17 protein-coding genes are annotated in these 22,966 nt (G+C 61.0%); 8 read left to right on the top strand and 9 right to left on the bottom strand.

The genetic code is table 11. The features are described from left to right. Nucleotides 1-16: 16 nt before the first annotated feature. The gene (locus WFJ47_RS06710; RefSeq protein WP_336761805.1) at nucleotides 17-1,282 is read right to left on the bottom strand and encodes an autotransporter strand-loop-strand O-heptosyltransferase; all 1,266 of its coding nucleotides are present in this window, start codon (nucleotides 1,280-1,282) and stop codon (nucleotides 17-19) included. A 365-nt stretch (nucleotides 1,283-1,647) separates the two neighbouring features. Between WFJ47_RS06710 and WFJ47_RS06705 the strand changes: the two genes are divergently transcribed. The 4 genes from WFJ47_RS06705 (at nucleotide 1,648) to WFJ47_RS06690 (ending at nucleotide 5,893) form a co-directional block, all read left to right on the top strand. Further along, a complete protein-coding gene (locus WFJ47_RS06705) occupies nucleotides 1,648-2,580 on the top strand; it encodes a LysR family transcriptional regulator (RefSeq protein WP_127101837.1) in 933 nt (310 codons plus the stop codon). A gap of 191 nt (nucleotides 2,581-2,771) precedes the next feature. Next, nucleotides 2,772-4,037 carry an NAD(P)/FAD-dependent oxidoreductase gene (locus WFJ47_RS06700; RefSeq protein ID WP_336761802.1) on the top strand — a complete coding sequence of 422 codons (1,266 nt, stop codon included), beginning with the start codon at nucleotides 2,772-2,774 and terminating at the stop codon, nucleotides 4,035-4,037. Next, a complete protein-coding gene (gene argE, locus WFJ47_RS06695) occupies nucleotides 4,030-5,175 on the top strand; it encodes an acetylornithine deacetylase (RefSeq protein WP_336761801.1) in 1,146 nt (381 codons plus the stop codon). The genes WFJ47_RS06700 and argE overlap by 8 nt, the downstream gene beginning before the upstream one ends. Nucleotides 5,176-5,215: 40 nt before the next feature. Next, a complete protein-coding gene (locus WFJ47_RS06690) occupies nucleotides 5,216-5,893 on the top strand; it encodes a DUF1028 domain-containing protein (RefSeq protein ID WP_336761799.1) in 678 nt (225 codons plus the stop codon). 38 nt (nucleotides 5,894-5,931) lie between these two features. Here the strand turns inward: WFJ47_RS06690 and WFJ47_RS06685 are convergent, their stop codons facing one another. From WFJ47_RS06685 to WFJ47_RS06655, 7 genes are all read right to left on the bottom strand, one after another. Beyond that, nucleotides 5,932-7,554 carry a GMC family oxidoreductase N-terminal domain-containing protein gene (locus tag WFJ47_RS06685; RefSeq protein WP_336761797.1) on the bottom strand — a complete coding sequence of 541 codons (1,623 nt, stop codon included), beginning with the start codon at nucleotides 7,552-7,554 and terminating at the stop codon, nucleotides 5,932-5,934. A gap of 39 nt (nucleotides 7,555-7,593) precedes the next feature. After that, nucleotides 7,594-9,981, bottom strand: coding sequence for a TonB-dependent receptor domain-containing protein (locus WFJ47_RS06680; RefSeq protein ID WP_336761795.1), 2,388 nt, complete (start codon nucleotides 9,979-9,981; stop codon nucleotides 7,594-7,596). 80 nt (nucleotides 9,982-10,061) lie between these two features. Beyond that, nucleotides 10,062-10,475 (bottom strand): RidA family protein, encoded by a 414-nt coding sequence (locus tag WFJ47_RS06675; RefSeq protein ID WP_127101843.1) that lies wholly within the window; start codon nucleotides 10,473-10,475, stop codon nucleotides 10,062-10,064. A gap of 213 nt (nucleotides 10,476-10,688) precedes the next feature. Then, nucleotides 10,689-12,113 (bottom strand): cytosine permease, encoded by a 1,425-nt coding sequence (locus tag WFJ47_RS06670; RefSeq protein ID WP_336761794.1) that lies wholly within the window; start codon nucleotides 12,111-12,113, stop codon nucleotides 10,689-10,691. Continuing rightward, on the bottom strand, nucleotides 12,110-13,474 hold the full coding sequence (gene hisD / locus WFJ47_RS06665) for a histidinol dehydrogenase (protein WP_336761793.1): 1,365 nt from the start codon (nucleotides 13,472-13,474) through the stop codon (nucleotides 12,110-12,112). Before hisD ends, WFJ47_RS06670 begins: the two co-directional genes overlap by 4 nt. 29 nt (nucleotides 13,475-13,503) lie before the next feature. Next, the gene (locus tag WFJ47_RS06660) at nucleotides 13,504-14,271 is read right to left on the bottom strand and encodes an SDR family oxidoreductase (RefSeq protein ID WP_336761792.1); all 768 of its coding nucleotides are present in this window, start codon (nucleotides 14,269-14,271) and stop codon (nucleotides 13,504-13,506) included. Further along, nucleotides 14,268-15,383 (bottom strand): alcohol dehydrogenase catalytic domain-containing protein, encoded by a 1,116-nt coding sequence (locus WFJ47_RS06655; protein WP_336761791.1) that lies wholly within the window; start codon nucleotides 15,381-15,383, stop codon nucleotides 14,268-14,270. Before WFJ47_RS06655 ends, WFJ47_RS06660 begins: the two co-directional genes overlap by 4 nt. Nucleotides 15,384-15,683: 300 nt before the next feature. Between WFJ47_RS06655 and WFJ47_RS06650 the strand changes: the two genes are divergently transcribed. The 3 genes from WFJ47_RS06650 (at nucleotide 15,684) to WFJ47_RS06640 (ending at nucleotide 20,370) form a co-directional block, all read left to right on the top strand. Then, nucleotides 15,684-17,069, top strand: coding sequence for a cytosine permease (locus tag WFJ47_RS06650; protein WP_336761789.1), 1,386 nt, complete (start codon nucleotides 15,684-15,686; stop codon nucleotides 17,067-17,069). Next, entirely contained in the window at nucleotides 17,066-18,697 is a 1,632-nt protein-coding gene (locus WFJ47_RS06645) for an amidohydrolase (protein ID WP_336761787.1), read from the top strand. The genes WFJ47_RS06650 and WFJ47_RS06645 overlap by 4 nt, the downstream gene beginning before the upstream one ends. A 188-nt stretch (nucleotides 18,698-18,885) precedes the next feature. Further along, a complete protein-coding gene (locus WFJ47_RS06640) occupies nucleotides 18,886-20,370 on the top strand; it encodes an aldehyde dehydrogenase (protein WP_336761785.1) in 1,485 nt (494 codons plus the stop codon). Nucleotides 20,371-20,514: 144 nt separating this feature from the next. Here the strand turns inward: WFJ47_RS06640 and WFJ47_RS06635 are convergent, their stop codons facing one another. After that, entirely contained in the window at nucleotides 20,515-21,939 is a 1,425-nt protein-coding gene (locus WFJ47_RS06635) for an aminotransferase class III-fold pyridoxal phosphate-dependent enzyme (protein ID WP_336761784.1), read from the bottom strand. A 115-nt stretch (nucleotides 21,940-22,054) separates the two neighbouring features. Between WFJ47_RS06635 and WFJ47_RS06630 the strand changes: the two genes are divergently transcribed. Continuing rightward, entirely contained in the window at nucleotides 22,055-22,834 is a 780-nt protein-coding gene (locus WFJ47_RS06630; RefSeq protein ID WP_336761781.1) for a helix-turn-helix transcriptional regulator, read from the top strand. The last annotated feature ends 132 nt before the right edge of the window (nucleotides 22,835-22,966 follow it).

Below are 22,966 nucleotides of genomic sequence, written 5' to 3'. Positions count from 1 at the left end.
CCTACCTCTTGATTTTTTAATTTTTATTCTTGTTTTTCAGGTGAAGGGCGGAGTTCAGAACCTTGATCACATGACCGGGCGTGATGAGCCGCGTGCACTCGAATTGCCTTTCGGTGTTCTTGTGACGGGGGCACCAGAGAAAATCATGGTGATCGAATTTCTCGCTGGCGTCGTTCCAGCAAGAATTGCATGAGTGCCAGTTGATCACCCGGAATTCGGTGTCGAATTCATTCGTCGGGTGAGTAAAACCGGAAATCATGACAACTGGCGTACGGCTCGCCCAGGCGAGCCAGGAAAGTCCGGAAGAGAGGCCGACAAAGGCGCTTGCATGACGCAGCCAGCGCACGCGCTCACTCAGGGGCCGATCACCTGTCTGATCTTCGGCGCCATGGGGGATGCGGTTCCACATGATGCCGGCACCGTAATAGGGCGACTTGTCGATGCAGATGACCCGATAACCCTGCGCGCGTGCCCAGACGACCAGAGACAGCCATCCCTCGGGGTTGTTCCAGTATTTGCATTGCGTACTCGCCTGGGTCGCGATGCAAATATAAGGTTCTTCGATCGGCGGTGTATCTGTGTCGGGAGAGCAGACAATCGGCCGTGTTTCCACAGGCGGGACGCCAAGGATATAGGCAGCTGTCTTGTGTAGGCCGACGTGGCGGAAATCAGTGGGCTGATTCAGAAATTCGGGGTCATCGAAGAAAAGCCCCAGAGAATAGCTTGCATAGGCATCGTCCATGATGGCGCAGGCGCGCGCGTCACTCGCGGTCAGAAACCGGATTTCGGGATAATTCCCTGCTAGAAGCGCGATGAGTGCGGCATCCATGATGCACACAAGAGTCGCACCATGGATCTCGCCGAAGCGCGCAGCATAGGGAAACCAGGCCAGCGCATCCCCCAGCGTACTGACCGGCATCTGGATAACCACGATTTTCCCGGCGCAGTCATAGGCATGGCTGAGCACTTCCGATCTGATGCCGGTCTCATCCGTTTCCTCGACGAGAATATGGAAGCGGTTGAAATAGCGCTTTGACGAAGTGATGAAGCTGCCGCAGGAGCAATGGGAAAAGAGGATATTGCCGCTATCGAGATCGCTCAGTGTCAGGCACCATTCCCCGGTGCCGCGCGTGGGCAGACTGATGCGGGCGCCTGCATTGAAATCGAAACGTATGCCCGAGCTATGGGCAAGGGTGGGCAGGGTTGAAGGGGGCAGATACCCGCCATGCGGGGGCAGCTCGGGCGCTGCCTGACGTTCGATAACCTGTTCATCTGTGCCCATGACTCGCTGTTCGTCCGGATGGTGCTTCTATTCGCCCTGCCGTGCCCTGCGTTTTCTGCCCTATGGGGATGATCGCGATGGCACGATCGAGATACGAAGACGGTGGACAGGGTGGACGCGGTGATTCAGGAGCGGCCGATCACGGATGCGTGTGTTCGGCTCAGTCGCTGTTCCTTCGATCGGATGTGTCACGCATCGAAACCAGGTCTTCTGTTACAGCGGATATACGCCGGTAGAAGAATACGTGGGGCATGGCGCACGAGCCGGAAAGGGTTTCCAAACGCGGTTGTTGAAGACATGCTGCAGGGTGCGGCTGTCGATCCTGGCCTGACGCTGTGCCGCACAGCCTGCGCTGGAGTTTCCCGATGCGTTATACGTTGCGCCAACTCGAATATTTCGTCGCAGCGGGTGAGGCCGGATCGATCCGTCATGCCTCCGAGAAACTGTCCATTTCCCAGCCCTCGATCTCGACGGCGATTGCCCATCTTGAAATCGAACTCGGTGTGCAGCTTTTTGTCCGACATCATGCTCAGGGCCTCTCCCTGACGGGCGTTGGCCAGATACTCCTGGTCGAAGCCAAGAAAGTGCTTTCCATGGCTGAAAGCCTCCATGCCATTGCAGCCGAGGCCACCGGGCAGGTCAGGGGGCAATTGCAGGTCGGGGCGATGGTCACGCTCGCTCCCATGATTATGCCGGAGCTCGCCTATAATTTCAGGCAGACCTTTCCCGCAGCGGAGATCAGCCAGCGCGCTGCCAACCATGAATGGCTCGGTGAAAAACTGAGCAAGGCGGAACTCGATCTGGCCATCACTTATGATCTCGCCTTGCCTCCCGGCATCGCATTCGAACCTCTGGCCAGTCTGCCGCCCCATGCGCTGGTTGCTCAGTCTCACCCTCTCGCCGAGAGGGGAGAGGTCACGCTCGAGGAGCTGGCAGCAGAGCCACTCATCCTGCTCGACCTGCCCCTGAGCCGGCACTATTTCAATGAGCTGTTCGAGCGAGAGGGCCTGCGTCCGACCGTCTATGCGCGAGCGGCCGAGCAGGAAATCGTGCGCACCATGGTCGCGAATGGTTATGGCTATACGCTGGCCAATGTGCGCCCCCGCTCCGATCGCGCGCTGGATGGCAAGCGTCTTGTCCGGTTGCGGCTGAAGGGCGCCCATCGCCCCATGGTCATCGGCATGGCCATGCGCCAGGGAGAACGCCAGTCGCGACTTCTGGAGCATTTCATTGTGCATTGCCGTGCCTCGATTTCGGATCAGACGATTCCCGGAATGTGCCCGCTCGATGAGGGGTAGCGAGTTCGTGCGGCGGGGCGGGGCCTGTCGGGCAGACTGGCGCGGTAAAATCGGTCCGGGTGAACTCTTAGGAAAAGGCTAATCAAGGCTAATCAATTCGATTGTTTCGGCTGGCAGATCATTTCAATACAAGAACGGAAAGATCTTCTGAAAATTGGAAGAACAGATCTTTTCAACGGGAAATCTCTGACATGACAGTTGAAATCGTCGATACTCTCGTCATTGGCGGTGGTCAGGCCGGCGTGGCGATGAGCGAGCATCTTCGCCTGCACAATGTACCGCATCTCGTTGTCGAGCGCGGGCGTATTGCCGAAAGATGGCGAAGCGAGCGCTGGGATTCCCTCGTGGCCAACGGTCCAGCCTGGCATGACCGCTTTCCCAACAGGCATTTTGACGGTACCGCGCCTGATGGCTTCGTGCCCAAGGAAGAGATCGCCGCTTATTTCGAGGCCTATGCACGCCAGATCGATATGCCCGTTCGCTGTGGGGTCGAGGTGCGCAAATTATCCCGTGCGTCATCGGGGCAGGGGTTCGAGGCTCAGATGGATGCGGGTACCATTCAGGCGCGTAACGTCGTTGTGGCAACTGGCCCTTTCCAGAGGCCCCTTGTTCCTGCCCTTATCCCGCAGACCCCCAATCTGTTCCAGACCCACTCGCAGGGATATAAGAATCCTTCCCAGCTGCCTGAAGGCGGCGTGCTGGTGATCGGTGCAGGGGCATCGGGCGTACAGATTGCCGAGGAACTCAAGCATGCGGGGCGCGCCGTCTGGCTTTCTGTCGGGCCACATGACAGGCCTGCACGGCGCTATCGCGGCAAGGATTTCGTCTGGTGGCTGGGCGTTCTGGGTATGTGGGACATGAAAACCCCGGGCCCGGGAACGGAACATGTGACGATTGCCGTCAGCGGCGCGCAAGGTGGCCACACGGTCGATTTCCGTACACTCGCCGCAAGCGGTATCACGCTCGTAGGTCGTACGCTCTCCTGCCATGAGGGTGTGCTCTCTTTCGACACGGATCTGCAGAAGAACATAGAGGCAGGCGATGCCAATTACCTCGCCATGCTCAATGCGGCTGATGCCTATGTTGCCGCTCAGGGGCTCGACCTGCCCGAAGAGCCGCAGGCGCATCGGATTGGCGAACTGCCGGAGTGTGTAACGGCGCCCCTGACCGAACTCGATCTGGCAAAGTCGGGGGTAACCAGCATCATCTGGGCGACTGGCTATGGCTATGACTATGGCTGGCTCGATCTGGACGTTCTGGATGCGCGCGGTGCGCCGCGCCATGAGGGGGGCGTCTCGGTAGAACCGGGGCTGTATTTCCTCGGATTGTCCTGGCTTACCCGCCGTGCTTCGCCTTTCATCTGGGGTGTATGGCATGACGCGGCCCGCCTGGCCGCGCATATCGCCCCCGACCATTCCGCGCAGGGCCAGGCGCAGGATGATGTAATGCATGTCTGATCTCGTTGCGCTGCTCTCGACCCTCGTCGGGTTTCCCAGTCTCTGCGGCACTCCGAATGGGGAAATCATCGACTGGATTGAGGCGCAGCTCCTTGCTGCGGGCGCGCGCGTACAGCGTATTCCAGGCGAAGTGCCGGATCGGTTCAGCCTGTTTGCGATCATCGGACCTGAGGCGCCAGGGGGGCTCATACTCTCGGCCCATGCCGATGTCGTGCCCGTGGCGGGTCAGGACTGGTCGAGTGACCCGTTCATCCTGACGCGCCGGGGTGACAGGCTTTATGGCCGGGGAAGCAGCGACATGAAGGGGTTTCTGGCCTGTATGCTCGATGCCGCGCAACGCGTGGCCGCGCATCCCATACCGCTTTCCAGACCGTTATACCTTGCGATTTCCCATGATGAGGAGTTGGGCTGCCTGGGTGTACGCTCCCTGCTGCAGGCTCTGAGCGCGGGGCCGGACCGTGCCATACAAGGATGTATCGTGGGGGAGCCGACGCAAATGCAGGTTGCGCTCGCGCACAAGGGCAAGACAGCGTTCACGATCGCCTGTCATGGCGTCGCCGCCCATTCTGCCAATCCGGGACAGGGGCTGAACGCCATTACATTGGCAGGCTCCATGATCCATGCGGTTTCCGCGCTCCAGGAAAAGATAGAGATAAGCGAGCGTCGGGACGGCCGCTTCGCCGTGCCATTCTCGACGGTACAGGTCGGTCTGGTGTCGGGTGGAGCAGCGCTCAATATCGTGCCCGATCATTGTGTTCTTTCTGCCGAGATGCGTCTGCTGCCGGGCTATGAACCCGGCCCCTATTTGAACTGGCTGCGGGAGGCGGGCGCGCGGGCCGTGGCGGATCTGGGCGGTGGCAGGGTCGAGATTGAGGTCACGAATGCCTATCCGGGTCTGGATATGGAGCCGGGTGGCGCGCTCTGCGCTACCGTTCTGCGTGAGGCCGGACGCAATCATACCACCACGATCGATTTCGGGACCGAGGCGGGGTTGTTTCGGGAAATTCTGTCTCTGGATTGCGTGGTGTGCGGCCCAGGCTCGATCGATCGCGCGCATAAGGCGGATGAGTACATCACAGAGGCCGAGCTCGAAGAGGGCGCACGTTTTGTCGATGCGCTCGTCGCGCGCCTCAGATAACCGCGATACCGGAATTTCCCGGCAGACAGGAGGGTCACCCATGACGTTTTCCATCATCGCGCGCTGCGCCAGAACCGGGCAATTCGGCATGGCGGTGGCCTCGTCATCACCCGCAGTGGCCAGCCGCTGTGCTTTTGCCCGTGCCGGTATCGGGGTTGTGGCAACGCAGAACGTGACCGATCCGAGACTGGGTCCCAGAGCGCTCGCTCTGCTCGAAGCAGGGGCCTCTGCGCGCGAATGTCGTGACATCATGATGCGTACCGCCGCTTTCAGTGCCTTCCGGCAAGTGTTGATTCTCGATGCGTCGGGCCGTTCAGCCTATTGGGCAGGAGAGCGTATTCTGGGGCGTCACGGTCAAGCCTCCGCAGACGATGTTTCAGCGGCCGGAAACATGCTGGCGGATGAGGAGATTCCTCGGGCCATGGTCGCGTCATTCAGCGCATCCTCCCCTGAACTCGAGCTCGGGGAGCGTTTGCTTCTCTCGATGGAAGCTGCGCTCGCCGCTGGGGGTGAAGAGGGGCCTGTCCATTCAGCAGGATTGCTCATCGTCGAGGCACAGAGCTGGCCGTTGACCGATCTGCGGGTGGATTGGAGCGAGGCGCCTCTTGCGGCCCTGCGCGGGCTGTGGGCCCTCTGGCAACCTCAGATGCATGATTACGTCACGCGGGGGCTGGACCCGACGACAGCCCCTTCTTATGGCGTACCCGGCGATTCCTAAGTCGCTCAATCGAGACGCAGGCCCACAGGGCTGGCGTCTCAGTTGCCTTGCGCCAGAATCATCCTGGCGGCCATTTCGCCGATCATCATGCTGGGCGCGCTGGTATTGCCGCTGATCAGGGTTGGCATGATCGAGGCATCGGCGATACGCAGCCCGTCTATCCCGCGCAGTTTCAGATCCGGCGTCACGACCGATTGCTCATCGATCCCCATGCGGCACGTTCCTGCCGGGTGAAAGACCGTTGCTGCGCTCGCCCTCAGATAGGCCATGATCTCGGCAGGCGTTGTGACCGACGCACCCGGGGCGATTTCGATACCTCGTGCGCGTGCGAAAGGCGGCTGGGAGAGAATGTGGCGGGCGATCCCGATCCCTTCGCAAAGCGTTTCGAGATCATGGGGATCCGATGCGAAATTGAAATCGATCTGAGGGTTCAGCGTGCCGTCGGTGGCCAGCCGGACTGTCCCTCGGCTTTTGGGACGGAGCACGCAGGTATGGATGGCAAATCCATGCCCCCATTCAAAGAGCCGACCACGTGGGCTGCGATATCCCGGGACGAAATGGAACTGGATGTCCGGCACCGCGCCCTCGGCCAGCTTCGTCCGGGCAAAGCCGCCGGCCTCAACATAATTTGTGGTCAGCCAGCCCTTGCGCCCGAGCGCGAACTGCCAGGGCGCGCTCAGGACCTTGGGCAAAGCGCGCGTTGAGAACCCCAATGTGCGTGGGTCGGTGGAGCGCAGGGTCACCAGACCATCCAGATGATCCTGGAGGTTCTGGCCGACGCCCGGCAAGACATGAATGGGAGAAATCCCGGCGGCGATCAGATTGGCGCTTGATCCGATGCCCGATGCCATCAGGATCTGGGGAGATCCGATGGCGCCGGCACAGAGAATGACCTCGCGGCGGGCGCGCAATGTCTTCACTGTGCCTTCATGTTCGATTGAAATTCCGCATACGCGGCGGTTCTCGATCAGGAGGCGACGTGTCTTGGCTCCCGACAGAACGCATAATCCTGGACGCTCTCGTACAGGATGGATGAAAGCGCGGTAGGCGCTCAGGCGCAGGCCGTCGCGCTGCGTGACATCATAAATGCCCACGCCCTCGAGCTGTGCTCCGTTGAAGTCAGGATTATGCGCCAGCCCGGCTGCGATGCCCGCTGCGACGAAATCACGCGAGAGGGGGTTGATGTCGCGGGGAGTGACGACATCGAGCGCCCCGTCACGACCGTGGAATTCCGCTCCTGGCGCATCGACCGTTCGATGGCTGCGTTCGAGCGACCTGAACGCATCGAGCACCTGGGGCCATTCCCACCCTGTACAGCCGAGAGACGCCCAATGGTCGTAATCAGAGCGATCCCCGCGAATATAGATCATGCTGTTGAGCGTGGTGGAGCCGCCCAGGGCCTTGCCGCGTGGTACGTGAATGCGCCGATCGAGAAGGTGATGCTGCGGGGTGGAGTAGAACTGATAGGCCAGTTTCCGGCTGCGATAGAGCGTAAGGGTGCCGGCCGGGATGCTGATACGCGGCGTGCGGTCGCTCCCGCCGGCCTCGATCAGCCCCACCCGAAAGCGCCCGTCGGCGCTGAGTCGATTGGCCAGAACGCAACCGGCCGAACCAGCGCCGATGACGAGGTAATCGAAGGTCTGGGTGAGATCATCGGACATGGCATCCTCCTTCCTGCGTGGGGCGGGGTTCGCCTCGGTTCAGAACCCGGTCGAGAAGGTAGCGAGACAGGCAAAGGACGGTGCGACGTAATAGGTCGAGGTGCCCGCGACCATTCCCGTGCTGTAGACACCCGAGAGGTAGTGGCTATCGCCAAGATTGACGATATTCAGGCGCAGGCTCGGCTTTTTGAGAAAACCGATGTCATGGGCGCGTGCGCCCAGCATCATGTCGACCTGCTTGTGTCCAGGGATACGTTCATCATTCATGAATGTCCCATATTCCTTGTCGAGATACTTCATCGAGACGCTCCCGAAGAATGTGCCATCGTCATATTGCACGCCGATCGCGCCCATCCAGCGCGGTGCGGATGGGGCGACCTTGCCACGGGTGGCATAGGTGGTCGCACCCATGGTGATATTGTTATCGGTGGTGGCGTAGAGATATTCGCCCGACAGATAGGGCGAGAGATGGTGCCAGGGGGCCAGGCCGATTTCCGCATCCACGCCACGTGTGGTCAGCCCGCCCGCATCGAGGAAGTAGGGGACGGCATCCACATACTGGTTGATGGCGTGGTGAGTCATGTTGTTGTTGAACAGCGTGACAGACCCCGTCACCCAGCGATCATGGTACCGCGCGCCCAGCTCCTCGGCGATGCTGTATTCATCGCGCAGATTGGTGCTGGCGGTTTGATAGAGGCTCGGGTCATAAGGGCTGTTGTACTGGTTATAGAAGGCCGAGCCGATCGGTATACGAAAGCTTGTCGTCGCGTTCGCAAAAACCTGTACATGATCATTGATCTTGTAGCTGATCGACATGCGCGGCAGAGGCTGGGCGGTATTGTAGCTGGTGGCGTATTGGGGGCCCGGCTGTTGCAGCGTCCCGTTACGCGCGGCCATGACTTCCTTGAACGCCAGATTGATCAGCAGCCGGTCATTCAGCAGCCGCAATTCATCGCCGATATAGAGGCTGACCATCTGCGTGATGGTGTGATAGCGCCAGCCGCTCAACTGTGTGCCGTCATCGAGATGCAGATAGGATTTCGACACATTTCCGGCTGAGTCGATAGCCGAGAAGGGCTCATTCACGTTCATGTCCGTGTAGCCATACCAGGCACCGAAAACGAGATGGTTGTGCCGCGTGTCGTAATGGAGCGCGGCATTGAGCCCGGTCAGGCTCTCATGCTCGTCGAAATCCCAGCGCGCTGCCACCGAGCCGTCCTGGGCATAAGGCGCGCCTGCTATCGCGCCATCGACGGGCTGCGTACCGTTATAGAATGTGCCGCTCGTGGGGAGGGTATACACCCCGAGAGGATAATTACCGAAACCGCGATAGAAATAAGGCGTGACGTTGAGGGAAAGGCGGTCGGTCAGGGCAAAATGCGACTGGCTGCTCAGGAAGTAGTTGGTCCAGTTGGTTCCGTAGCCCTTGTAATAATTGGCATCCCCAAACTTGTAGATGCCATCCAGGTTGATGCCGCCCCCCAGTCCTTTTGCCTGCCAGTCGGACAGGGTTGGCGTGCTGTACCAGGCTGTATTCTCATTGTTATAGGTGAAGGAGAGCGCCGTATTGCTGTTTGGCGCCCAGTCCTTGATGGCCTTGAAATCGACGTGCCGACGGTTATTGCGGCCCGGGCCGCGCCAGGCCTGACTCGTCAGGTTCGAGAACGAGGCAAAGGCGCGCAGGCCGGTATGGGCAATCTCGCCACTATCATACCGTATGTATTGGCGGTTCATCTGGTGCGAGCCATAACTCACATCGACCTGGCCCGAGCGCGTGTATTGCGGGTCGCGCATGCGTACATTCATGGTTCCGCCCGCGGAATATACGGTGGGCATTTCGATATCGGGCGCACCCTGCTGAAGCTGAACCGCTTCCATGTTCTCCGTATCCACCCATTCGGAGGAGTTGGGCGTGTAGTTATCGGGGTCATTCATGGGAACGCCCTCAAACAGAAAGCCGATTTCCTGCTGGTTCAGACCGCGCACGCTCACGGCAGACTGATCGGTCACGCCAAAGGGGTCACCCATGGCGACATTGGCGCCGGGCGAAAGATTGACCAGAGCCAGAGTATTGGAGGCCGGGGATTGCTTGGCGATATATTCATGTTCGACAGTACTGATCGAGCGTGCCGCTGTTTCCGGGCGGATCAGCCCCCCACCCGGGCGATGGCGATTAGCCGAGATGCTGATGGTCTCGCCTGGGCCGCTTGCCGTACGGGGAGAGGCTTTCTTTGCTGACCGCGATGCGGAGGACTGACCTGGCGTCGCGGCTGTTGGCGCCCCGACAGCAGAGGGCGTGCGATGATTGCGGGTCACATGGGGGCTGGAATGCTTGCCAGAGGTGACCGCTGCCGCCTGCGCATATCCCCCGAGCAGGAGGAAGGTCGATGACAGGAGCAGGCAAGAGCGCGTGGGTTTCGTCTGCATGGCGGTATCTCTGAGCGGGAGGTTCCCCCGGCCTGTGAGGCGCGGGGCAGGGGGGTGGGAAGGCTTAGGGGGGGCGCCCCTCAGTCTGGCAGCACCGCGATCACATCGACCTCGATCAGCCATTCCGGCCGCGCAAGGGCCACCACCACCAGCCCCGTGAATACCGGGAACACGCCTTTGAGATGCTTGCCCAGGACGCGATAACACGTCTCGCGATGGCGGATATCGGTGAGATAAACCGTGACCTTGCAGATATGTGAGAGGGTTGATCCGGCCTCCTCCAGGAGAAGGGTGATGTTCTGCATGACCTTTTCGGCCTGCCCGGCGGGATCGCCGATCGCGATATTTTCCCGGGTGTCGAGATCCTGAGGAACCTGACCGCGCAGATAGACGGTCTTACCGGCTACGACCGCCTGACATAGATCGTTATCGAGATTCTGTTCCGGATAGGTATCTTTCGTGTTGAATGGCCGTATGCGGGTGTGAACGGGCATGGAGGTCTCTCCCCTGACTTGCAATTTTCTATCGTAATTCGGTGCGATGAAGTAATGATCGCAAGGTGACGGCCTGAATGAAAGAAGGGAGATATGGGGAAGAGCTTCGGAAAAAACTAAGAAGACACTAACGCGGGAACGATCCCCGATTGGCCCCGGCAATAATGGCCTTTTGGCGCGCTGCAGGGCGAAGCGAGGGGGGCGTTATTCCCTTTACGGTCGCGTGCGGGCCCAGGCCCAGTAAAGAGCGCCAGGGACAAAGATGCCGAGTACCCACGAGAGATCGATCCCGTCCAGAGAGCGGGCTATGCGGCCAGTATAGAGACCATTTGACAGGAATGGGATCTGGACGAGCACGCCCAGCGCATAGCATGCAAGTGCCGGGCGATTGGCCGTGCCGTAAATGCCGCCGTCGCGGCGAAAGAGCGATTCCATATCGTAATGGCCGTGACGGACCAGATAATAATCGACCAGATTGATCGCGGTCCAGGGCGAAAGCACGGCCAGCAGGAGCGCAATGACATTATCGAGAATGGTCAGCACATTGCCACTCAGCATTTCGGTGATCAGCGCGCAGAGCAGAAGCAGGATGAGGGCGGCCATACCGCGTGCACGACCGGTCGGGTGCCAGTTCTGGCGAAAGGTCTGCAGGAAGGTGAGGGAGGACAGGGCCGCGCAATAGATCTGCATCGTACAGCTCACGAGTGTCGAGATCATCACGACCAGAAACAGGATTGCGGGGAGGATCGCGCCCCAGGGGCGTATCGCATCATACATCGATCCGCTGAACCCGGTGCTGCCAATGAAGGCCCCGATGACCATGGGGTAGGCCGTGCCCAGAACACTGCCAGCTAGACAGACCACGAAGGCCGTTCTCTCGCCTGTGCTGGAAGGAAGATAACGCGTGTAATCGGAGACGTAAGGGGCATAGGCGATCTGCCACAGCACACCGAGAGAGAGGGCCTTGAGGAAGTCATGCGGGGCAGGAGCTGCCCAGATGGCCTGGGCCAGATGCCCCTGGGCCAGATCCAGATAGGCCAGTCCGACCAGAAGGAAGGCCAGCGAGGCCACAGGGATGAATCCTGCTATGAACCGCTCGATCAGATCATGACCGATCATGCAGAGAAGGGCCGTGATAAGCACGGTGCCCCAGATGGGAAGCTGCCCGAACCCGCTGCCGAACAGGCTGCGCGCCTCCTCTCGCCCGATCGCGAAAAACGTGGTGGTGAAGCCGACATACATGATGATGATCACTGCAATGATCAGCAGGCTTCCAGTCGATCCAAACTGTCCGCGGGTCTGCTGCATTTGGGGAATGCCGAGATGAGGCCCCTGGGCGGCGTGAAGCGCCATGAACACGCCTCCGACGATATTCCCCGTCAGAATGGCAAGAAGAGACCAGCCGAGCGAAAGATGGCAGATACCGGGATAGAGCAGCCCTGTCATGACTGCCATGACATTCTGGTTGGCCCCCACCCAGACCTTGAAAAGCGACCAGGCGTTGCCGTGGCGACGAGCCTCGGGAACGGGAAAGATCGTCTCATTCTCGATGGAAAGGGGAGGGGCGTCGTCCATCGGTCGGGTCTCATTCTGTCCGGCAGGGGAAAGGTTCACGGTGGTGGGCAGGGCGCGGCTCATGACGTCGGCATATTAGCGGCAGGAGGAGGCAGGTAATCCGATCCGGGGGTCGGCTGTGGGCGCGCCGCTGAGACAGCACGGGCATGACCCGGGAATTGCTCATACTGTGCCAGTCTCTCCGCATGGCGCGCCGCCTCAGGGTAGGCATTCTGCGCGACACGCGCGAAGGACATGCGCTTGGTGAAATCATGCACGGAGAGCGGGGAGTGGGTTCTGGCCGCCCGGTTGGTGGGAAGCACCGCATTGGGACCCAGCACGTAATTGCCGAGCGTGACGGGCGTCGAGGTGCCCAGCAGAACCTCGCCCGCATGCCGGATGCGCCCCAGATCGGCCATCGGATCGGCAGTGAGAATTTCCAGATGCTCGGGCGCATAGGCATTGGTGAAAGCGATGGCGGCCTCCATGGTGTCGGTGAGGAGTACGCCACCATGCGCGCCGCAGAGCACCGCGCGCGAAAAAGCGGCCCTTCCCGGATCCATGGCGGCCCAATGCACGGGCAGGGCCTCCATGACGCCTTCAGCCACGCGCCGACTGCTGGTGACGAGCCATGCGGAAGAATCCGGACCGTGTTCGGACTCGATGATCAGGTCCAGGGCGGCCAGAACAGGGTCGACGCTGTCATCGGTCAGGATGATGCTCTCGCTCGGTCCTGCAGGAACGCCAGGGTCGAGCCGGTCGCTCAGAAGGCGTTTGGCCGCGACCACATAGGGGCTGCCCGGTCCCACGATCTTGTCACAGGCCGGAATGGTCTGCGTGCCATAGGCGACAGCTGCGACGGCCTGGGCTCCGCCGCTCTTGTAGATGTCAGTTACGCCAATCAGCCTTGCTGCGGCGAGCGTGCCGATATCCACGCTGCCATCGGGGGCAGGAGGGGTGATGATCACGAGGCGCGGTACGCCCGCGACCATGCCGGGGATGGCGGTCATGGCCACCACGCTCGGAAAACATCCCTTGCCGCGCGGCACATAACAGGCGACCGATTCAATGGGGATCGTCCGATCGCCCGCCCAGACGCCTGGACGCACTTCGATCATCCAGCTCTCTTCGGGTTTCTGAGCTTCGTGGAAGCGCCTTATGTTGCCGATGGCATAGCGCATGGAGTCCAGAATCTCCGGGTCCATCGCCTCGATGGCCGCGTCGATCTCGGCTTCAGTGACCTTGAGTGCAAGATCGGGCTGCGTCACCTTGTCGAATTGCCGGGCAAAATGACGCAGGGCGTCATCACCTTCCTGGCGGACGCGCTCGATGATGGGCGCCACCCGTTCGAGATAAGGGGTGAGGTCGCTTTCCGTGCGGCGCAGCAGCTCCGCGGGAATGGAGGCTGCCCCTGAAAAATCATGAAAACTGATCCTGTCGGTCATGAGGCGCATTTCCGGATAGAAGGAGGGAATCAGAGGGAGGCCAGCGCACCGCCATCGACATAGAGGGTCTGACCAGTCACGTAGGCAGAAGCATCAGAGCACAGGAACTGGAGAGGCCCGGCGAGATCCTCGCCGATACCGAAGCGACCGAGCGGAATGCGCGCGCGCATCTTTTCCTGCCATGTGGCATCCTCGAAAAACGGCGCTGTCATGGCTGTGTGAAAATAGCCGGGCGCCAGGGCATTGACCCGTATCCCCCTGGGCGCCCATTCGACGGCAAGGCTACGCGTCATGCCAAGAATGCCGGATTTCGATGCGCTATAGGGTACGGCGCGCGCGATGCCTGTGGCTGCAGCAAGTGAGGCGAGATTGACGATACTGGCCCCCGATCCCATCAGACGTGCCGCGCGCTGGGCGACGAAGAAGGCCCCTCTGAGATTGGTATCCAGTAACTGATCCCAGAGGGCCTCATCCACGGCGTCGCTTGCACAGAGTTTTTCATCCCCGGCATTATTGAGCAGGATATCGAGCGGTTGGCCGGAAGCTGCAACGGTCGAGAATGCGGCTTCAATGGAGGAAAGCGCCCGGACATCCATCACCAGAGCGTTCATCACGCCGCCTCGCGCCGTGGCCATCGCACAGCACTCCTCGAGCGCGGAGGCATGACGCCCCGTGACCCATACCTGGGCACCGGCAGCGGCCAGATGAAGCGCCATGGCCCGGCCAAGGCCCCGACCGGCGCCCGTCACCAGGGCAGTTCTGCCCGCGAGAGAAAACAAGGCGGATGCCTGGGTCATGGATGCGCCTCCCAGGGGGCTGCGCGCAGGTCAGAATCCTTCCCGTTCGGGGCGATCAGGATCTTGGGAGCGTTATCCGGCGCTGTGTCCTCAAGAGGGGCGCCCTTTGCGTCAGTCAGGCGGGCATAGAGCATGGGGAGTGCCTCAAGCGGAAAGGCAGGGCTCAGAAAATAGTCGAGATGGGGCGCAAGCTCAGACAGAAGCGCAAGCGCTTCGGTCATTTCATGTGCGTACGCGCTCACGCCCAGGAGAGTCAGTTCGCGCTCCACAATCCGGTTGAGATCGAGAGGAGAGGCGCTGTCGAAGATGCCCGCCAGCACGAGCCTGCCACCCGGAACGAGCTGGTCGCCAAGCATCTCGATCACGCCATGAGATCCGGTCGTGTCGATAGCCAGCGCGAGCTCTGCCTGTGACGCCTGTGTCTCGTCGGTCCCGCCGGCACTCCCGCGCAGACACGCAGTCCAGAGCTCGGGCTCGGGCGGCAGGGAGCGCGTACCGAGAGAGGTCTCGAGCATGCGGCTGCGTCCCGCATGACGCTCCAGCAACCAGACAACGTGCCCCCTCCGCCTCAGGAGAAGGGCGCAGAGACCGCCTATCGTTCCGCCCCCGCAAACAAGAACGGGCTGAGCTGGCATGGGATTCAGGCGGTTCAGCGCATGAAGCGCCACTGAGAGCGGCTCGACCAGGGCCCCGTAGCGCAGGGGGAGCGCGATGGGATAAGGCAGGAGCTGGGTGGCCGGAAGCACGACCTCCTGGGCGAAACCACCTTCGCTTCCTTCCCCCACAAAAGCAAGATCCGGGCAAAGATTGGCTTGCCCGGCGCGACATCGGGTGCACGCGCCGCAACCAAGACGGGAATCGGCGATGACGGCCTCGCCGCAATGCAGCTCACCGCAATTCGAGGAGATTTCGGTGATGATGCCGCAAAATTTATGGCCGGGAATTCGGGGCGTTGCGGTCAACCAGCGCCCTGTGCGGTAATTATGCAGATCCGATCCGCAAATCCCGGCATAGGCCACACGGATGCGAACATGGCCTTCGGAAAGAGGGGAGAGGCGGGGTATTGGCGCGATGCGAATATCGCCTGCGCCATACAGGCGTGCTGCCAGCATGTAATTGGCCTCCGTCCCGGCGGGAAGATGCGCTCGATTTGGCTCAAGCAGTTATAAATATAATGTCATCGAAATGAAAAGAGAGGCGGCCAAGTCAGGCGCATAGGTTTTTCCGGATCAAGGCTTCAGGAAATATGCACCAGAAAGCGGGCGCGCCCACTTCTAGTCGCGATCCTGTATTGATATGATTTCATAATGATCCGAAACGGCAACGTGAGGGCGCGGGATTTCTGCGGTTTGGCGTGGTTTGTCGGTGTTTCACCAGAATAACCATGTGCAAAACGGGCAGGGAGTGACAGGATGGAGCGTATCGGCACAGTGGAAGCAGAAACGATTTATCCGATTCCCGCCGCCAGACGTCATGGCCGGCCCAGAGACCTGTTCACGGTCTGGTTCGGTCCCAATCTGATGATGCTGACCGTGGTGACGGGGGCGCTGGCGACAACCCTGTTCGGGCTCTCGCTGCTCGAGGGGCTGCTGGCGCTTCTGATCGGCAATCTGGTGGGGGGCGTCTTCATGGCGCTTCATGCGGCGCAGGGGCCACGGCTCGGCGTCCCGCAGATGATCCAGACGCGGGGGCAATTCGGGCTCTATGGTGCTGTGCCGATCACGGCCATCATCGTGCTGATGTATGTCGGATTTGCCGCGTCCAATCTCGTGCTTGGCGCGGAAGGACTACAGGCCTGTTTCCCGACGCTCGGACGCTTTCCCGCGATTGTCATCATCCAGATCGTATCGATCGCGCCTGCGATCCTGGGCTATCACGTCATCCATGTTGCGGCACGCATTCTCACCGTGGTTTGCGGCGCGGCGGTGCTCGTCTGCCTGGGCTATGTCGCGCTCTATCATGGGGAGATGCACGGCGCGACGGCCTTTACCAATGGGTGGACCGGCTTCCTGCGCACGCTGTCCCTCGCGGCGCTCTGGCAGATCGCCTATGCGCCTTATGTTTCGGACTCATCGCGCTATCTTCCCGCAGGGCCGGCTAGCGAGCGTCACGCTTTCCTTGCCTGTTTCTCGGGCTCGATCTCGGGCTCGATGCTGGCCATGGCGCTGGGCGCAGTCGTCGGCAGTCTGGCCGGAGGGCAGCATGTGGTGCAGTCGCTCATGGGGGTACTGGGCGTGGCCGCCATACCCGTGCTGCTGGCATTCTCTCTGGGGATTGCGGTGGCCAATGCCATGAACGTGTATTGTGGCGCGCTCTCGACCCTGACGGTAGCGCAGACCTTCAGCACGCATCGCCATCACGGTCAGGGCATGCGTCTGGCCGTGACAATCGTGCTCCTGGTTTTCGCCTTCTGCATGGCCACGCTCATGGCGGATGGTTTCATGGCCGCTTATAGCGAGTTCCTCGAATTGCTGATGTGCGTCATGATCCCATGGACCGCCATCAATCTCACCGATTACTACCTGCTGCATCACGGCGAATATGACGTGGCCTCGTTCTTCAAGCGCGATGGCGGGATCTATGGCCATTGGAACCTGCCCGCCCTGATCTGCTACGTGCTGGGGCTGGTCATCCAGTTCCCGTTCCTTTCCACCGCACTCTATACGGGCAGCATGGCGCGAATCCTGGGGGGCGTCGACATCTCCTGGGTAGTCAGCCTGCTCGTCACGCCGCCGCTTTACATCCTGAGTGAGCGGCATTTCCGGTCCAGGGTACTGCCGGGCGGAGAAAACGCATGATGCTGCTTCATAACGCACAATTCATCATGCCGGATCAGACGCGTCTGGGCGGGGCCATGCTCATACGCGATGGCCGTATCGCTGCAATGGGGCCCGATGCCGCAATAATCGCGCAATGTCCCGACGGGATCGAGCGCCGCGATCTGAAGGGGGCCGTTGTCCTGCCCGGATTCATCGATAGTCATCTCCATTTGCGCATGGGAGCGGAATATCTGTCGAATATCGGCCTTCGCGACTGCCGGAGCATGCGCGATGTTCTGTCACGCGTTGCGCGCTTTGCGGACGCGCATCCCGAGCGTCCCTGGCTGATCGGTCTGGAATGGAGCTACGGCTATCCAGACCTGCCGCCCGAGGGTTTCGATCGGGCCATGCTCGATGCCATTGTGCCCGATCGCCCAGTGTTCCTGTACTCGGGTATGGCTCATGCGGTGTGGGTCAATAGCAAGGCGCTCGAGTATGCCGGGATCGATGCCTCCACACCCGATCCAGAAGGGGGCGAGATCATGCGACGCCCTGATGGCACGCCTTCGGGCTGGCTAAAGGAATGGGCCGGTCGGCTTGTGGCCCGTCACGTACCGCCTATGGATGAGGGCATGCTGCGCGACGGCGTGATGCGCGTTCTGGACGAGATTGCCGCATGCGGCATCACTCGTGTGGAAAGTGCAGCTTATGATGAGGGGCTGTTCCCGATCCTGCACGATCTTGAGCGTCAGGATGCGCTTACCTGTCGTATCGGCATCATGGTCGAGATGCCGCCTCCCGCCTTTTCTGCCGAGCGTCTCGCACAGGTCGCGTCGCTGCGCCGGACTTATGCCTCGCCAGCCTTGAGTCTCGATGGCGTGAAGTTCTTTCTGGATGGTGTGCTCGAATCCCATACGGCTTCCATGCCGCAGGGCTACCGCGATCGCCCGGATGAGCAGGGGACGCTGGTCTGGCCGGTGGCCGCCTACAAGCAGGCCGTGCAGGCGGTTTCAGAGGCGGGATTCCAGATTTGGACCCACGCCATAGGCAGCGGCGCCATCACGCTTGCGCTGGACGCCTATGCCCAGACCCCGGACGAGACCCGCGCGCTCAGGCACCGTGTCGAGCATGTCGAGATTCCTCTCGAGGCGGATATGGCGCGCTTCGCCTCCCTCGGTGTGGTGGCCTGCCTGCAGCCAGTCATGGTGGCGCCTTCGGATGAGTGGATGGGTATGGGTGGCGTGTGGGCGCAGCGCGTTCGGCCCGAGGAGCATGAGCGCGCTTTTCCCAATCGCTCGCTGCTCGATCAGGGCGCTCTGGTTGCTTTCGGCACGGATTGGCCGATCGTCTCGCTTTCGCCTTTACGCGGTGTGGCCAAAGCCGTGACACGGCGCAGCAGCGAGGACGGGACGGTGTTTGTGCCCGGTCAGGCCATCGGCCTGGATGAAGCGCTCAACGCCTATAACGCCGCCGGGGCGTTTGCCTGCCATCGTGAACAGGATGAGGGCGCGCTGCGTGTCGGGAACTGGGCGGATCTCGTGGTGCTGGCGCGCGATCCCGCAGCCTGTCCGCCCGACGCAATCCGGGACATTCCGGTGTTGATGACAATGCTCGCGGGAAAGCCGGTGTTCGAGCGCGAACGTCGAGACGTCGCAGAGAACGCCTGAGAGACGAGGGTCATCCGGCCCAGCGTCGTTGGATTGATGCCCGGGGGGCGCGCGCTCCCAATCCCGGGCATTGAGAGGACCTTGTGCAGCAGATGCGCGGGTCTTGGCGCAGGGCCTGTCCGGGCCACCATGAAGGGCGACTCGTCGGTCTGTTTCGGGACATCCTGCAGGAAGAAGAAAGAGAAATCATGAGCCGGACAGTTGAACATTTCACGACAGCCGCAGCGGTGCTGTCTTTCAGGACAGGATGCTGGATCGACGGGCGGTTCATGCCCGCCCAGGACAATGCGCGTTTCGAGACCATTAACCCGGCGACTGGCGAGGTTCTGACTGATATCGCCCGGGGCAAGGCCGCCGATATAGAACTGGCCGTGGCCAGTGGGCGCAAGGCGTTCAGAAGCAGGGTATGGTCGGGCATGACCCCCGCCGGGCGCAAGACAATCCTGTTGCGTCTTGCGCAATTGCTGCGCGATCATCTTGAAGAAATGGCGCTGCTCGATACGCTCGACGTGGGTAAACCCATCGCTGATACGCTCTCGATCGACGTGCCGGGCGCAGCAGATATCCTGCAATGGCATGCCGAGGCGCTCGACAAGATCTATGACGAGATCGCGCCCACAGGTGGGCGTGATCTGGCCATGATACGCAAGGTGCCTCTTGGGGTGGTGGGCGTGGTGGTGCCGTGGAACTTCCCGCTCGATCTTGCCATCTGGAAAATCGCGCCCGCCCTCGCCGTGGGTAATTCGGTTGTGCTCAAGCCTGCCGAGCAATCGCCGCTTTCGGCCCTGCGTCTGGCTGAGCTTGCCGCCGAGGCGGGTCTGCCAGAGGGAGTGCTCAACGTGGTGCCCGGTCTGGGCCATGAGGCCGGGCAGGCGCTTGGACTGCACCAGGATGTCGATTGCCTGGCCTTCACCGGTTCGACGGAGACGGGAAAACGCTTTCTGCGTTATGCGGGAGAGAGCAACCTGAAGCCTGTCTGGCTCGAGACGGGGGGTAAAAGCCCTTCACTCGTTTTTCCCGATGCCGATCTGGAGGCCGCAGCCGAAAGAGCTGCGTGGGGGATTTTCTTCAATCAGGGGCAGATATGCTCCGCCAATTCACGTCTTATCGTGCATGAAAGCCTCGCGGATGAAATGATCGCTCGTCTCAAGGGCAAGGCAGAGGCGCTCGTGCCGAGAAATCCCCTCGATCCGGCGACACTGCTTGGCCCCATGGTCTCGAATGAGCATGCCGATCGTGTCGCCGGCTTCATTCAATCGGGCAGGGAGTATGCGCGCCTCGTTGCCGGAGGCGGTCAGATCAGCATCGGGCGCTCACGAGCCTATGTCCAGCCCACGGTGTTTGCCGATGTGCCCCCCGATTGCGTTCTGGCGCGCGAGGAGATTTTTGGTCCGGTACTGGTCATTCAGACATTCAGGGATGAAGACCATGCGGTCGCTCTGGCCAATGACACCGTCTATGGTCTGGCGGCGTCGCTCTGGACCCGCGATCTGGGCCGGGCGCTCTCGCTTTCCGAGCGACTGGAGGCGGGGACGATCTCGGTGAATACGGTTGATGCGCTTTCACCCATGACGCCTTTCGGAGGGCTGAAGCAATCGGGCTACGGGCGTGATTTGTCGCTGCACAGCTTCGATAAGTACACCGCGCTCAAGACGGTCTGGGTCAAATACTGAAATTCCCACCGGAAGGTCCATTCGGGGGGTGGCTTTCTCTACTCCTGAGACGCTGCCAGCCTCGGATGCGGCACATGCGCTCGCCATGGCCGACAGGGGGTAGGGGGGGGAAAGCCGGGGCCTGAGCCCCGGCGCCGCGCGTCATCACCGCATGAGTGAAGGCAGGTCTCGCATTACGTCCAGGATGCTCTCGCGCAGAATGCTGCCGATCCTGGCAATTTCCCCCTCTGTCAGGACCAGTGGCGGAGAGAGGATCAGGATATGGCCCAGAGGGCGCGCAATCAAACCTTTCTCCTGGGCCTTGCGGGCGACCAGCATGCCGATATTGAGTGCTTCGGGGAACAGTACCTTGCTCGCCTTGTCCCGGACGAACTCGATTCCGATCATGAAATGGCTGCCGCGTACTTCGCCGACGATGTCGATATCTCCCAGGGCGCGTAGGGTGTTTTCGAACAGCTTGCCGGTCACCCGCACACGCTCGGGAATCTGCTCGGCCTCCATCAGGGCGATATTGGCCAGACCGGCCGCCGCTGCCGCAGGGTGGCCCGCATAGGTCATGCCATGGGTGAAGACACCGTCCGGGCCTGAAATCACCTCATGGATTTCATCGGTCATCAGGGTTGCGGCGAGAGGCTGATATCCTGACGTCACACCCTTGGCTACAGTGATCATGTCAGGCTGTGTTTCGAAGACGGCTTCCGATGCGAAGAAATGCCCCAGACGTCCGAACGCCGTGACCACCTCATCGGCCACGAATTTGATCTCGTAGCGTCGGCACAGCTCCTGAATGCGCTTGTGATAGCCGGCGGGCGGTACGATGACCCCTCCGGCTCCCATGATCGGCTCGCCAATGAAACAGGCGATGTTCTCGGCCCCCAGGCGTTCGATCTGCGTGCGCATGTCGTCGATCAGGGCATCGAGGAACTCGGCCTCGGTCATGTCCGCCCCTTCACGCCAGTAATGCGGCTTTCTCAGGTGATGAACGATCCCCTCCGCCTTGGACCATCCCTTGGAATAGGGCGGAGTTGTCATGGCGATCGAGAGATAGGTCGAGCCATGATAGGCCCCATGACGGCTCAGGACGAGCTTCTTGGTCTTGTGACCGAGACGTTCGTAATAATGATGCAGGATACGCACGGCGCCGTCATTGGCGACCGAGCCGGAATTGGAAAAATGGACGCGGGTGAGATTGCCCGGCGCCAGCGTCGCGAGTTTTTGCGCCAGCGCCGCGGCGGCGGGATGGGTGAAAGTGTAGAAGGTCGAATAGAAGTCGAGCGTCGAGAGCTGCTGGGCGATCGCGTCGATGATTTCGCGTCGTCCATGGCCGACATTGACGCACCACAATCCGCCAATGCCGTCGATCAGGTCACGGCCGTCGCTGTCACGTACCATGGTCCCCTTGGCCGACACGATGGCCGTACGGGCTCCGGGCTTCTTGAGCCCGTTGAGATCGGCCCAGGACTGGACGAGATGGGCGTCGGCGGCGAGAATGGCCTCGGTGGTCTGGGGCAGGACAGGACCGGCTGATCCGGCATTGCTGGCGCCGGTTTCGAAGTTTGTGTCGGGCATGGTTTCTCTCCCTGGACGAACAGGGCTGCGACAGGGCGCAGCGCAACGGATCGAGACTAGGACTGTGAGAAAGGGCGCGTATATCGCCCGAAAGGGGTATGCGCGGATGGAGGATATGCGGCCCGGTCTGCTTGGTGCGGCGATTTCGTGTCTCAGTGGGCCGGATTTTCCGGAGGCATTGCGACTATGGCTCGAGGCCTGTCTGCGTTCGGATAATCTGACCATTCTTGCCTGTGCGCCTGATGCTGCACCGCGTTGTCTTTATTCGCATGCGCAGAGCCGCGCCGTTCATGCCGGGTTCGAAAGCACCTACTGCACCGGGCTTTATCTGCTCGATCCGTTTCACACTCTCGATCGCAAGGCAGCACCGTCCGGGGTGTATCATCTGCAGGACGTGGCTCCAGATCACTTTCACAAATCGGAGTATTACACGCAGTATTATCAGAAAACGGGAATCGTCGATGAGATGGTCTATCTCGTCCGGATCGGTTCTGCGTATTCGGTGCATCTTTGTCTCGGTCGGGACGAGAGCTCGGGCGTCGCGTTCAGCGCCGAGCAGAGAGTAAAGGCTGCGTTACTGACCCCGGTGATTCAGGCTCTGGCGATGCAGCACTGGTCCGATCTGGAAATGCACGGGCATGAGCGTGAAGTAGACCGTGCGAGCCTGTTCTGGGCGCGTCTGAAGGAGGGAGAGGGAATCACCCTCACACCGCGACAGGCGCAGACGGCACTATTAATTCTGCGCGGCCATTCATCTGAGTCAATTGCCACGATTCTCGGTGTCAGCCCGCAGACGGTGAAGGTTTTCAGGCGGCAGATCTACGCGCGCTGCGGCATTTCCTCCCAGGCCGAGCTTTTCTCGCTGATGATGCCGGTTCTCCTGCGTCTCTCCTGATCGGGAGAGAGGGGGAGACTATTCGTTGGCGCGGGTTCCAGCGCCACACACGCAAGGCTGCTGCGCGGGAGATGACGGGGCGCATTGTTCAGGGCCGGGGCCTGTCGTTACGCGGGTGCGCCGGTGTGCTGC

The sequence above is a fragment of the Asaia sp. VD9 genome, from assembly GCF_037150015.1.
Lineage (GTDB): Bacteria > Pseudomonadota > Alphaproteobacteria > Acetobacterales > Acetobacteraceae > Asaia.
The sequence above is the reverse complement of the archived record's forward strand: the minus strand, read 5'-3'. Positions and strand labels throughout refer to the sequence as shown.

Excerpts from the sequence above, each read along its gene's own strand:
- WFJ47_RS06675 (WP_127101843.1), bottom strand. The coding sequence starts at position 10,475 with ATGCCCGTTCACACCCGCATACGGCCATTCAACACGAAAGATACCTAT.
- argE (WP_336761801.1), top strand. The coding sequence starts at position 4,030 with ATGTCTGATCTCGTTGCGCTGCTCTCGACCCTCGTCGGGTTTCCCAGT.
- WFJ47_RS06670 (WP_336761794.1), bottom strand. The coding sequence starts at position 12,113 with ATGAGCCGCGCCCTGCCCACCACCGTGAACCTTTCCCCTGCCGGACAG.
- WFJ47_RS06645 (WP_336761787.1), top strand. The coding sequence starts at position 17,066 with ATGATGCTGCTTCATAACGCACAATTCATCATGCCGGATCAGACGCGT.
- WFJ47_RS06690 (WP_336761799.1), top strand. The coding sequence starts at position 5,216 with ATGACGTTTTCCATCATCGCGCGCTGCGCCAGAACCGGGCAATTCGGC.
- WFJ47_RS06685 (WP_336761797.1), bottom strand. The coding sequence starts at position 7,554 with ATGTCCGATGATCTCACCCAGACCTTCGATTACCTCGTCATCGGCGCT.
- WFJ47_RS06630 (WP_336761781.1), top strand. The coding sequence starts at position 22,055 with ATGCGGCCCGGTCTGCTTGGTGCGGCGATTTCGTGTCTCAGTGGGCCG.
- WFJ47_RS06640 (WP_336761785.1), top strand. The coding sequence starts at position 18,886 with ATGAGCCGGACAGTTGAACATTTCACGACAGCCGCAGCGGTGCTGTCT.
- WFJ47_RS06650 (WP_336761789.1), top strand. The coding sequence starts at position 15,684 with ATGGAGCGTATCGGCACAGTGGAAGCAGAAACGATTTATCCGATTCCC.
- WFJ47_RS06705 (WP_127101837.1), top strand. The coding sequence starts at position 1,648 with ATGCGTTATACGTTGCGCCAACTCGAATATTTCGTCGCAGCGGGTGAG.
- WFJ47_RS06710 (WP_336761805.1), bottom strand. The coding sequence starts at position 1,282 with ATGGGCACAGATGAACAGGTTATCGAACGTCAGGCAGCGCCCGAGCTG.
- WFJ47_RS06635 (WP_336761784.1), bottom strand. The coding sequence starts at position 21,939 with ATGCCCGACACAAACTTCGAAACCGGCGCCAGCAATGCCGGATCAGCC.
- WFJ47_RS06680 (WP_336761795.1), bottom strand. The coding sequence starts at position 9,981 with ATGCAGACGAAACCCACGCGCTCTTGCCTGCTCCTGTCATCGACCTTC.
- WFJ47_RS06660 (WP_336761792.1), bottom strand. The coding sequence starts at position 14,271 with ATGACCCAGGCATCCGCCTTGTTTTCTCTCGCGGGCAGAACTGCCCTG.
- hisD (WP_336761793.1), bottom strand. The coding sequence starts at position 13,474 with ATGACCGACAGGATCAGTTTTCATGATTTTTCAGGGGCAGCCTCCATT.
- WFJ47_RS06700 (WP_336761802.1), top strand. The coding sequence starts at position 2,772 with ATGACAGTTGAAATCGTCGATACTCTCGTCATTGGCGGTGGTCAGGCC.
- WFJ47_RS06655 (WP_336761791.1), bottom strand. The coding sequence starts at position 15,383 with ATGCTGGCAGCACGCCTGTATGGCGCAGGCGATATTCGCATCGCGCCA.